The 12,305-nt window shown below is 59.8% G+C and carries 8 protein-coding genes; 2 read left to right on the forward strand and 6 right to left on the reverse strand.

Translation table 11 applies throughout. The annotated features are described in order from the left end of the window. Positions 1-2: 2 nt before the first annotated feature. The 5 genes from AC1MDG_RS08940 to AC1MDG_RS08960 all read right to left on the reverse strand — a co-directional run bounded on the left by AC1MDG_RS08940 (position 3) and on the right by AC1MDG_RS08960 (position 8,161). A complete protein-coding gene (locus AC1MDG_RS08940) occupies positions 3-3,488 on the reverse strand; it encodes a hypothetical protein (protein ID WP_479808591.1) in 3,486 nt (1,161 codons plus the stop codon). A gap of 616 nt (positions 3,489-4,104) precedes the next feature. Further along, complete coding sequence (locus AC1MDG_RS08945; protein WP_479808592.1) at positions 4,105-5,511, reverse strand: SIR2 family protein; 1,407 nt, start codon at positions 5,509-5,511, stop codon at positions 4,105-4,107. A gap of 304 nt (positions 5,512-5,815) precedes the next feature. Continuing rightward, a complete protein-coding gene (locus AC1MDG_RS08950) occupies positions 5,816-6,940 on the reverse strand; it encodes a hypothetical protein (RefSeq protein ID WP_479808593.1) in 1,125 nt (374 codons plus the stop codon). Positions 6,941-6,955: 15 nt separating this feature from the next. Continuing rightward, on the reverse strand, positions 6,956-7,195 hold the full coding sequence (locus AC1MDG_RS08955) for a hypothetical protein (protein WP_479808594.1): 240 nt from the start codon (positions 7,193-7,195) through the stop codon (positions 6,956-6,958). Positions 7,196-7,816: 621 nt separating this feature from the next. Then, the gene (locus tag AC1MDG_RS08960) at positions 7,817-8,161 is read right to left on the reverse strand and encodes a hypothetical protein (protein ID WP_479808595.1); all 345 of its coding nucleotides are present in this window, start codon (positions 8,159-8,161) and stop codon (positions 7,817-7,819) included. A gap of 2,033 nt (positions 8,162-10,194) precedes the next feature. Here AC1MDG_RS08960 and AC1MDG_RS08965 point away from each other — a divergent pair. Next, complete coding sequence (locus tag AC1MDG_RS08965) at positions 10,195-10,926, forward strand: AfsR/SARP family transcriptional regulator (RefSeq protein ID WP_479808596.1); 732 nt, start codon at positions 10,195-10,197, stop codon at positions 10,924-10,926. Here AC1MDG_RS08965 and AC1MDG_RS08970 read toward each other — a convergent pair. After that, the gene (locus AC1MDG_RS08970; protein ID WP_479808597.1) at positions 10,923-11,171 is read right to left on the reverse strand and encodes a hypothetical protein; all 249 of its coding nucleotides are present in this window, start codon (positions 11,169-11,171) and stop codon (positions 10,923-10,925) included. The two genes, AC1MDG_RS08965 and AC1MDG_RS08970, sit on opposite strands and share 4 nt — an antisense overlap. A gap of 605 nt (positions 11,172-11,776) precedes the next feature. Here AC1MDG_RS08970 and AC1MDG_RS08975 point away from each other — a divergent pair. Continuing rightward, the gene (locus AC1MDG_RS08975) at positions 11,777-12,049 is read left to right on the forward strand and encodes a hypothetical protein (RefSeq protein WP_479808598.1); all 273 of its coding nucleotides are present in this window, start codon (positions 11,777-11,779) and stop codon (positions 12,047-12,049) included. Positions 12,050-12,305: the final 256 nt, after the last annotated feature.

The following is a 12,305-nucleotide window of genomic DNA, read 5'->3' on the forward strand; positions in this document are numbered from 1 at the left end:
AGTCACACCCCTGTCGGAAGGAAGCCGGCGTGCACGGGACCGGCCAGCCGAGACGGCACGCCGTCAGCGGAGACTGCGATCGCCCACGCGTGAGCGACGAAACCTTCTGCGGGCGCGGGTACGGTGACGTCGGCGAACCCTGCGGCGTCCAGCACTGCCGGGACAGGGATGAGGCGGCGCCCGGCCGCGTCCCGGATCACTAAGCGGTCAACCGGCGTCAGATCCGGGCGATTTCGAATGGTGGCGAGCGAGGCCGTCGCGGTCCGCAATGACTCGTCCGCGGCGAGGAACACATACGGTGCGCCCACTGCGCGTCGGCAATCCAACCTGACGGTCGCGGTTCCGCCCGTGACATTCAGCGATTCGATCTGAGGGGCAACCGCGCGGGCCTCCGACGGTACGTGCACCACGAGGGGCAGCACTTGGGCCGCCACCGATGGCCTGCCCGCCGCGTCCATGGCGCGGAGCCGGTAGAGCCACCGAGCCGGTCGGTTCGGAAGGGTGTCCTCGAACGTGACGCCCGGGTCGACCGTGCCGAGCTTCTCGGCATCGTCGTCCAGACCATCTAGATGGGATGCTGCGTGAGCCAGGAACCGGTCCGGTATCAGCCCTGCGGAGTGCCCGACGCGCAGCGCCTCCGCGTCTGCGAGTGATAGTGCCCACACTTGTGCGCTTCCGTCCGCCGCGATCAGCGAAATTTCGGTGACCTCGACCCGCAAGCGCGTCAGCGCTGCGGCGGCCGGGATCCGGTCAAGCAGCATCCGCGGTGCGGCAGCGAACCCAACCGGCAGGTGGTCTGCTGGCCGGATCCGAACATGCACGTTGTCGCCGGCCTGCCGAGGCGCGGTCCGCGCGGGGATATCGTCGAGGTCGGCAAGGGTCAGGGTCGGTCGGCCGTAGTAACGTGCGGTTACCTCAACGGCGGCTACGGTGCTCTCGTTGCCGGGCCGGGGCGCAGGCTCGGTGGCGGCCCGCCGGTCCGGTACATAAGGCTCCGCGTCGGCGGCGGTCACGCCGTAAGCTAACCGGCGGCGCGGGGTCGCGGCGTCCACGCCGAGGGCAGTGGCGGGCAGAACCACCTGGTAACTCTCGACCACATCGCTCCCGGCGGCAGCGGGAGTGCGCTGCACTGCCTGCACTCGCTGGTCCCAGTACTCCGAGTTCAGCTCGGCCGAGGTGGTTCGATTCAGGGTCAAAGAGCGGGGGACCGGCGCCCGCGAGCTATCTACCGGGCTGGGTGCGAGAGACAGCACCACCGATGTCCCCGCGCCGTGTCCGGTGATCCGGTAAGCGAGCCCAAGCACCACAGTGATACCGGCGAACTCGTTCGCCGCCACGGGGCGGCTGACCTGCACCGGCAGATTCCATCCCGTTCCGGTGCCCGTAGGCACTCCGTTTGGCTGCACTTGCAGCGCGGTAAGCGCAGATCGGTGGTGGTAGACGCGGAACTCCGTGACGTCTGGGTCAAGGTCACGTTGTGCCGGTCCCCAGCCCCAGCGAATTACGACCTTGTCATTTCCGGCGGCGAGGGCGTCCTGCGCGGCGGTGAGATCCGGGTCGTCGACTTGCAGCAGTTGCACCTCCACGCCGGAGCCCGGCATGGCGTCGGCCGCCAACTGGCCGGCCGGGGGTGGTGTGGACGGAGCGGGCGGTCTGACGAACTTGCGCAAGGGCGTCGGAGCGGAGACCCGTGGCGAAGAGCGCCGGCCAGTCGCGTCCACAGAGCTGACCTGATAAGTAACAGTCTCCCCGTACGCGAGTTCGTCCGCGCCGAAAACCTCCACCGCATGGACCAGTGGGCTGGACGAACTTGGTGCAGCATCAGCCGGCGGGAAAGCGCGCAACAGGTCGAACCCGTATGCGCTGGGGTCGGTGCCTGTTGGTGCGTTGCGGCCGGAGACGTGGACGCCATCCTTCACCGCGGGTTCGAACGGCCCGCCCAGGGAACGCTCCAAAATGTAATAGACCACCTCTGTCGGTGGCGCGGCAGCCGAAAGCGGCATGAAGGGCATCGCGGCCGGGTCGATCGAGGACGGCGCCGGCCATGCGATCGCGAAGCCGCGGTTCGTGTCCTGGACGCCCCGGGCGGCGGTCCGGGCAGGGTCCGACAGGTTTGTCACGGTGATGGAGTCAGGCACGGGCGGCGCCAGCGTCGGCCTGTACTCGACGTCGTAAATGGTCTGTGTGATCGGGACCGGCTCATCGGGGTCGAAAGCAGAACCGATCGGCGCGGGGACGATGCCCGCAACACCAAGACTGCCCTCAACAATCACCGTGTCCGCCAGTGCAGCAAACTCGAGCAGGGTGCGTTCTCCCGAAGCAGCCGAAAGGGAGTCGACCGGTACGCTATAGCGGAAGGCCTTGGCGTCCACCTGGGTGCCGGCCACAAGGTCGAGAACGATGCGCCGTGAGGGGGTGTCCAGACGGATGATGAGGCGATCGGTCTCGAAGCCCTTGCGAATTGTTCCGGGCGTGCCAGCGGCAACGACGAGTGCCTGAACCACAGGCGGTTTGCTGGACCATACCACTGTGGAGCCCCAGCGGAAGCTGAGCGGCAACCGGTATCCCCGCGGCACCGTGTGCAGGTCGTACATCTTCTCGTCGCGGTCCCGGCGACGGACCGTGCCGACAATTCGGTAGTCGTAGCGACTGCCCGGCACTAGGCCGGCCGCGTCGGTGTCCCGGTGCGCGAAGCCCCACCCGCGTCGCCACGGCGCCAGCAGGGTCGTCGCAATGGTAAGGCCGTACGGCGAGACGTCCCAGGAGTTCCCATTCCCGCCGGGTTTCTCAGAGATCACCGACCAGGGCGGTGTACCGTCTGGACGCGACAGCGCGGCGTTTGCGTAGGCGCTGACTTCGGTGAAGTCCCCGTCCAGTCTCTCTGGAAGAGCACGGGATTCGGCGAGAGCCAGACCGTCGGCGGGCGACCCGACGGCAGGATTGACCGTCTCGAAGGGCACCTGCAGTTCCTTCACGATAGCCTCAGCATCAGCCCATTCGCGGTCAGTCACCACGTCGCCGCAGATCCGCACCTGGGTGTCGGTCGAGTCCGTTACTACCCAGACGATACCCATCCCACTGCCACGGAACGTTACGGGCACTCCGGTGAACGCGGCGCCGTTAATAACCGTGCCGTCCGGTGTTCCGGCGAATGCAGCCAGGGCGTCGTTGGCCGTAATAGTGAGAACGCTGTGGTGTCCAGTGAGTTCAATCCGGAATGTCCAGATCGACGACGCCGGATCGGACGGGCCCTTGACGTCGGCCCAAATCATCGCGTCCGGGATCGGCAACACGCCTTGAGCCCGAGCTTCGGCAAGAATCTCGGCGGACAGGTCTATGCACTGCTCTGACTTCTCACCGCGGGCACGCCGGCGAAAGATCGTGAAGCCGTCGAGCGAGTGTCCAGAAGGCACCGGTGGCGACCACAACAGATGGATGCCATCAAGGTCGTTCCCCTCGAGCCGTGGAATCGCATGGAACCGGATCATGAAGCCCTCGTTCCGGCGCGGAACCGCCTGCCCCCGGGGCCGGTCCCGTTGATCCAGGTGGCGTCGGACGTCATGTCCACAGCCTGTAAAAGGGGTGACGTGCCGTAGCGTCGACCGTCAGCAGGCGGAGCCATTTGGCCCCTTTGAACTTCCCCTTCAGGACGATTCATGAGTTACTCCTTCGGCTGGCTGTTCGTCGTGACTGGCAAAGTGGGCTGGAATTGCCATTTCGGACCCCGCCGCAAACTACTGTTCTGAACCCCCGGCTGAAGATCCTGCAGTGAGCTGGTCAGCCGGTTCGCTTCCCGGACGTCTAGGATGTTGACGTGCCGATAGTAGGTCACTCAGCGTTACTGCGGCGTTATCACAAACCACCGCCATTCTTCTCTTATTCGTTCGTCCGAACACTTCCATCACGGGCTTGGACGTGTTCGGTAGGGCCAGCGCCGTAGCGGCCTCGGGACCTCGATTGCTGCACCACGACTTATGGAACGGAGCGGCGGGCGCGATCAAAATTCCGTCAATTTCTGATAGCTGCTGCGCGTCCCACAGGCTGGTACGGCTCAAGATTGCGGTCGCCACGTTAGCCGCCAATGTCATCCGGCAGCAAAATTCATCAGTGTTCACCAAGCACTTCAAGCAACAAGGCAGCCAATACCCTATCTTTGGGCATTCCATTGGCTACTGGATCCGCGAACTCTGACAGCTTCTCTGTGGCTTTCCCCGTTAGTCCTCGATGCGCGTGAAGACCTTTCCCAAACTCGGACGCAGCACCAAAGGGATAAGGCAAGGCGACGATGGGTAAACCCATTGAGTCGGCAATCGCAATCTCCTCCGCCGTCCCTGGCCCGCCGCCGATGAACAAGGCGGCCCGACATTTTCTAAGCGTTTTCTCGCGAAGATCCGCTTTGTCTTCATCAGCGTGATAGACCACCGTCCCCATCCGCTCGGGTAGGGTTGGCACGCGGTGTTCGTGTGCATGGTAGCGGAAATGGAATTGCAGACGGTCAGGGCTGTATTCCTCGCGCCGTCGCATTTCGGCAGCAAAACCGGAAGCAAGTAGCTTAGCTGGGTAACTTCCAGTCGAAAAGATTCTCACATATGCGTTTTCGGCCAACCGGGAACCAGCTCCGTGCAGCAATTGCTTGAGAGCGGCATCACTTTCGAAAGAGCCCCCAACAAAAAGGTCTGGGCGGCGCGCGCGGTGTTCAAGCTCGGTCAAAATATTGGGTATTTCATTATGGTCTGAAATCGACAAAACCTTAATACCCGCCCGTTCCAGATCACGCGCGCGAAGCTCAGCAAGCCGCTCCTCTGGAGTATCCTCCGCCGACTTCATCACTGCGTAGTGGGTTAGTCGCCGGAGTCCTGTAGGCAATGATCGACTTAGCTTCAAAAGAGTTTCTATGTTCGGGTCGGTAAAGCTAAAGCCAAGGAAAAGAAAGCTTGTAGTTAGGAACTGAGCGGTCAAAGCCGACCACATGACATTATGGGTCAAATCATAAGTCTCATAATCGGTTCGAGTTATCACGGGTTCACGACGCCATTCGATAACACCATTATGATCTTTTCCGACTGAGCCGTGCAGTTTAGTTATCATTGTGGTATGAAGAATATCTCGACTTTTACGGTAATCGCTATCTTCAACAATTGTGACCGCATCATCACCAAAACATTTTTCTAGGATTCGATCGTAGTTCGTCGTCCATATCCGCGGGATTCCCAACTTTCGAAGCGCCTGATGGGCATCCGGAACTAGTGCAGATTTGGATACCTCTCTGAGAATGTGTTCTATTAATCGCTCGCGCCCCAACTCTTTTTCGATGAACTCTGCAACCACCGCAGCATTTTCAACAGAATCTGGTACATTTGCAGCACGCCGTAAGGGATTCAATAAATCACCCCAGCCCGGCAAGCCGGCTTGTTGCGACATGCCTGCCCCCACAAAGACGGCTGCCATGGATGCCCTGATGGACCGTCCGAAATCCGTCATGAACGCTTCAGTTTGGTCGGTTGCTGCCATTGATCGTCACCATTCCTACAAGTGCTGAAGCAGCGGATGTTTTTGGGTTTACGGGGCTCGCCCCCCGATAGGCAGTAGGCTGCGTGTTCACCCTACGGACTCGTTCTACTTTTGGTCCGACTGCATGAGCCCGGTTTCAGCGGGACCGCCTGACAGGGAATACTGGAGGGCGAGATTGCCGTCGCAATACACAAATGCTTCTTTTCGGGGGCAAATGCCCTACCCGCTTGCCGCCGGTCCCTGCCCGAGATTGTCACGAGCGGCGGTTCCGAGAGGAAGAATCCGTGCCGGCCTGCGCGACTACTCACGGGGTTTGCCCCGGTCTTCTCCTGCCCGTGAGGCGAATGGTTCGGGAACCAAGAACAGACGGATCCGTTACAACGCTCCACGTGCCTGCAGACTGTCCAGCCGTCTGGGGAAAGAACACAATGTCCTCGTCAAGGTGGGAGCCCGAGGCAATCGTCAGTCCCTCACGCGCACTCCAATGAAAGACCCTGCCCGGGCCGGAGGGGCCTGGAACACTGACGCGAAGGGGCGCCCCACCAACGTTACGTATGCGAACCCGCTTCGTTGACTGCCTGCCTGGAAGCACTGAACCAAAATTTAGTATCTCTGGTTCGAGAACCAATTCGGGAACTGTTGGGTTCTTCCAGTAGGCGGCTACTTCTCCAAGCGCAATACCGGGGCCGTCAGCATTGGCCGATTCACACCTAACACGCAACTCAAAGTAGGTTCTGCTGCCGGGCTGGCCCCCGCCGATCATCGCAGTGTCGGCCTCGGCACGTCTTATAAATGAAATGCGGTGGTCGAGTACCGGCGTCCAGTTCGGGTCAGGCCGAGGCGGGAAAATCAACGGCAGGGTAACAGAACGCGTGCTGTCCCAAAGCGGTGGCCCATGACGGACTATTCCCTTCCGATCATCACTAGCAGCTGCATACCGAAACGCCAACAAACTGGTACCAATCTGCAATCGGCGGCGGAAGGCAATATCGCTAATCCAGTGGGAGGCTTCCACCATGGAACCTCCTAGATGCCCAACGATTAAATCCAGTGGGTGGAGTTCGGGGCGTTCCGACGCGTGATAAGTATCATCTACGTAAACGCCGCGCACCGTTACCTTTCCGCCCACTAGAGCTTTAGTCCATTGGTGAAAAGCGGCGTAAAAGAAGATTCCAGGCTTTACTTCGCAGCATATGTTTTCACTTGTGCTGACGATTCCATTACGGTTAACAAGAATTTCCTGATAATCCGCATCGGGAACAATGTAAAAGTTTAGATCGCCGTCTTCTCGCCAACCCGTGTTGGGGAAAATGCTCGTCAGTGTCCCCACTACGGTCTCACCGCGCGATCTAAAGGTCCAGTTATACCTAAATGGATTCTGGATTCGCAGTTTGTTCCTGCGAGAGCCCTCGATAGTCCCATCGCTCATGTCGACACCTTGTAATTAAATCGATGAATCGTGATGAGCGCTTTCGACGGCATCTGTCGGTGCGTTCATCTTATCGCGAGTAAAGAGTCCGGCCATAAAATCGAGAACCGCCCATGTGGCAAGGAAAGCCGCGCATTCCCACGCGAAACTGCCGAGTTTATAATACAAACTGGCCAAGACAAATGAAATAATAAACACAGGCAACTGGCGTAATACGAGTTGTTGCTTGCTTAGAAAGCCGAAGAGCTGATACATAATTATACGACCTTGTCTCAGTTGCAGGTATTACCTGGGTGCAGGTATTACCTGTTTGGTGCCACAGGGTGGATATCACCCAATATCCTGAGCAGTCCCTGCATCCGATTCCGCCTTGATTTGTTAGAGTGTTGACGTCCGTAAGGTGAAATAGGGAAACTCAAGCAACCCCGGTTAATGATCGTCTCCGCGAATTCCGCTTGATACCACCAGATTGCGGCGACAGCGTTGCCAAGTTGCCGCGTCAACATCGTCCTACTGTGGCCCCCAGCCACGTCCAGTGTTGGTGCGCTATTCCTCCGCTCCGGACATGCCTTTTGACGCTATGTGTTCGGCTCAGCTGACCCTGTAAAGCAATGTACGAACGGACGGGGACGGGCACAGAAACCGGATTGTCGTGGCAGAAGGCACAGTTCAGCGCTACGACTGTTGTCGTTGCTCTCACCCCGAGCACCGGTCTTCCCGCTCTAGGCTGCGATCACATGCGACTGCGCGTCCTCATACACAAAGTTAGCTCTGTAAAAGAGCGCTTACGACCGATGGAGCTAGCAACCCCGGAGTACGCAGCCCTGCCACACGTTGTACCAAGGCCTGACCTATCGGATTTAGATTTAGGACTGACTACAGTGCATCCACTCCCTGGAAGGTCCGTCGTTCCGAATGGACCTTTGCGCCGGTACGCCTGTTGATCATCTCAACAAAGACCTTCTTGGTCTCACCATGGCTCAACACGTAGCGAACTTCCAGATGGCCGTCAAATGTAGACCCGGGCCCCAGCACGCCTTCGTCATAGTCCAGAGTTCTGTCTTTTCTCCAGCCTCTATCCCACCGCAAACGAATCGCAATGACCGCGGGTGTATCTTCAGAATAGTTTCCTGGGCCCTGCCAGGAGGCAAAGCCTTCCCCAGTGACGAGGACACTCGAAGTAGCCACATCGTCGAGAATCGCGTCCATTATGATCGGCATACAGGCCTCCGTTGGCGCTAACCAAACAGTAAGACTTCCCGGTGGAGGCCGCAGCCGCCAGCGAATAAATACGCGTAGTTCTCATGAACAAGCAGGACATTGAGCGAAGTCCCGCAGAAGGCTTATGCCGGCCTCCACACGAAAGGTACGACATGCGGCGTTACTGGAGCGTTACTCTACGGCTCACTGCGGAAGGGCACGAACACGGCCGGGGTATCAGCGTGAATGACGCTCTGCCGGACCCTTGGTCCCTCTCGAACCTCGTAACGCTTTGCGGTTCAGTCCTGGAGGCTCTGACGAAGGGGACGGACGGCTCATGGAGAACTCCTCATGCCGAGGGATGACGGACGTCGGGAGTTTGTAGTGGCACGAAAAGGGCGGAGACCTTTGCCTGGGTCTGTTCTCCAGATCGGCACAGTTTGACTCCTTTACCTCTGCGAATGACGAACCTAGGGTCGGGCAGAACGGCGGCTATCCAGTTGTTTCCCAGAATTGCATGATTCCTGCTACGTCGCGTGCCAAGCGTCAGCCGGGGCTGCTGCAAGAGGATAGGTGTTCGCACCTGCAGGAATACGACAAGGGAGGCACAACCGGCGCGAAGCGACGGACGAACAAATTTGCTAAGAGTAATGGAATTATCACATCGACTCCAGGGTCTTATCCTCCATTTGATCTCATCGATCACAGCGTCGCTCAACCGCAGCGCATAGCGTTTCGTGACGCCATCAGTTGACGGCTCCAAGGAGGCGGCGCCGCAGGACGGACTGTTCAGGGGTTCGGCATTCCGCGATAGTTGTCCGTAAGGGGCCGGTTTACTCCGACTCATGACCAGCACAGTAGGGCCGGGGTGTTAGTGGTCTGGCCGCCCCTTCTATGATGGCGAGTCAATCCATGAGTGTGTTGAGTTGCGAATGATCTGTCCGGCGGTAACGCGCTTGAGAAAGCTCGGGACTTCTTGTTGTGGCCTTGCCTTCCGCAGCGCAGCTCGAGCGAGCCACAGATGCCGGAGCCTTCCACGCTTCGAGTGACGGCGACGATGTCCAGTGCCCGGTTGCGTTGCGGGCCGCCGCAGCGGTGAGCCGGTACCGGCTGGAGTTGCCTGTGGCCGAGGGGATATGGCTCGGGCCGGCGAGAGCAGCCGAAGCCGCTTTCGAACGGACCCGGCCGGCTTGCAAGTAGGCGGCGAGACTAATGCCGCGGGTACCACGCCCACCCAGCGGATCTCCAGGACACCTAGGCGACTGGCCGACATGCTCGGCCAGGGCCCGTTGGTTGGCCTCTAGTTCCGGGCTGAGTGAGATGACGGCGGACGCGAGCCGTGGTGCCTCGGACTGTGCGACAGCAGCGGCCGCAACGTCATTGCATCTGGCCCGACAGCCCTGGACTATCGCGACTTGTGAAGAATCCAGTGGAGGGCGTGCTTCGGTTTCCAGATCGAGGGTCCGTAGCAGGGCGTTCAGCGCGTTGCATGCGCCGGTCCGCTGCGTGGCCTACGATCCTTGGGCGGCCAAGGATCCGAAGTGCTTCCCTGAGGGCTTTGGCTCGGAGCTGACGAGCGCGGCCGCGGCCTTTCCCACGATGGTCCGAGCGACGGCGTCGGACTTGTTGGATTTGCCTTGGGCGTGGCAGCATAGCCGCCTCGGCGGTCGGGCCCCACAAGCGGGGAAGCGATCCATCTTGAATAAGTAAGTCAGACAAAAGCCCAGCGCCGGCGCAACGCGCGGATCGGCCCATATGGTGGAGGGGCCCCGGTCAAACGCCCAGGAGCGGTCCGCCTATGCCTCGTCACAACCAAACCTACGTGTCGGCCGACGTTCGATGCCATCCCCAGGCATTCCGGAGTGGACTCTCTCTTTGGAATCAGCATGTGACAGTTGTTGCTCATGAAACCCAACGATGCTGGTGATCTCCCTATTCTTTCGCAAAGAACCATCTAGATGACGCGTGCCATTGACAGCCCGCTCCTGACTGCGGAAAGTCGATGCTACATCTGTTCCAGCTCTTCAGACCCGCGCTGGATTTTGGGGGTGCCCATGGGCAACGACGACTATGGTTTCCAGTTGAGCCTGCTTCAATCGTGGCAACTTCGCCGCGACACGGACATCGTGCACGTCGCAGCGCGGCAACAACGGCTCATCACTGCGCTGGCCATCAACGGTCCCCGTCCCCGCGGTTATCTCGTTGGTCTATTGTGGCCTGAGTGTCGCGAGTCCAGGGCACTAGAAAGCCTGCGCGTCAGCATGCATCTCATCTCGCGGCAAGTCCCTGGCCTGCTCATCAATGGTGGGGCGGTGCTGTCGCTGAGCGAACTGGTCGACGTGGACCTGCACAGGGTCCGCGCCCAGATCCGGGCGCTGGGCCGAGTTGGACTTAATGGAAACGTGGCCTCATGCCTGCACCAGTTACGGGACGCCGACTTGCTCCCGGGCTGGTATGACGACTGGGTGCTCTTCGAGCAGAGCAGATTGCGGCAGGACCGGCTTCACGCATTTCAGATCATCGCTCGCGAGTCGCTGGCGCGATGTGACTATGAATCTGCACTGGAGGCCTCGGAGGCAGCACTCGAAATCGAACCGCTCTATGAAAGCGCCGTTGGACTTCTCATTAGGGCTGAAAAACGGCAGGGCAACAATGCTGCCGCGCTTCGGGCCTACGAGAAGTACCGCGCGAAGCTGGAGGAGGACATGGGGCTTGTGCCTTCGGAGTCCATTCGGCGCCTCATGGCGGATACGTCGTCACAACCAAGCGGCAAAAGAATGATCTAGACCTTGTCCGGAGGGTTTGTTTGGCCAGACAACCATTGGCGCACAACACTTAGCACCTTGTCTGGATCCGCGGTGGAGACAGTTCTGGGTTCACCGCTTGGGTCTTCGCCGTAAGTAAGCCTGGCGCGAAAACTTGGTGTCTGGTCCGGTTCGTGCCATGTGCGGATGACTAGCGTGCCCATGGGCGTCGCCGCGTCTGATTCGTCTTCATCGGAGATTCCTGGCGGACGATCATCGTTGGTCATGCTATTTCACCCTACTTTGCGCGTGTCCGCGGTTGTCAGCCGAGAGCAGCTGTGGACATCCCGCCAACAATGGCACCCGGCAGTCCCCGGCTGCCTTGATCCTTCTGCACATGAATCAGGAATCAGATTACGTTTGCCAAAGGTTTGCTCAAGATCGCCGGCGCTGGCTGAATCAATGTGAGCGTACGTTGTGGCCCTGTGCGTATGGACGCCCTGGCGGTAACGCGTCCGTAACGCCTCAAGTGCTCAAATGGTTGAGGTCTCAGACGCTGTTCCGATGGTGCTCAAGAGGTGACGCCACACGCCTTCGACATGTCGGCGCTACTCACGAGTATTCAACGATCACCCTCCTCCAAGCGGGTGGTTTGCACCATAGACACCGGGTCGGGGAGAAAGTCGTGAAGGACCAAGAGGCTCGTCAGAGACTGACCGAGAACATTGAGCAGCGACAGTCAGCCATCAAGCTTTTCCTGCGACAGGAACGACCTCGTCGGAACAGGCTGGCTACCACAAGCGTAGTTGGTAGCGCGCTGGCTGCGGGCTTCACGGCGGGCCCCGCCTTTGGCGGGCCCAAATTCGCTGCGGGGGTCCAAGGAGCACTGACGTTGGAACAAAGTTCCATAGTTTGGCAGGTGCTCTGTCTGGCAGCGATGCTGATGTCCGTCATCGCTGCTGTATCGACCAACTTGGCCAACTCGCACTCAGTGGCCGCAAAGGTCAGTGCAGCAGAGGCCTGCAATGCCCAGCTCGAGGGGCTTCAAACGGCGTTAAACTTCGGACGCCTCCCTTTGGAAGATGCCATTCAGCTCTATCAGCAGTACACGACACAAGTCGCTTTCGTAGATGATGTGGAAGACAAGACGACTTCACCGCGGTGACGAACGTTAGGTCCGAACCGGGAGTCGGGCACAAAGGTGTTCCGGGACCGGACTGGCCTATTTGCTGGATGCTTGGCATGAGGGAATCTGCCAGGGCCGCCAAGAGCCGCGGACATTCGGAGCCGAGTGCAGGGCTCCGAAACGACGGAAATTGGGGTGTGCACATTGTGCACACTCTGGGCCTCGGACCGGGCCGGATTCCGCACGTTTCCGGGGGAGTGGCGGATTTGCAAGGGCTGGAGTCCGGTTCGAGTCC

This window comes from Arthrobacter sp. AIWTK1 (assembly GCF_056680535.1).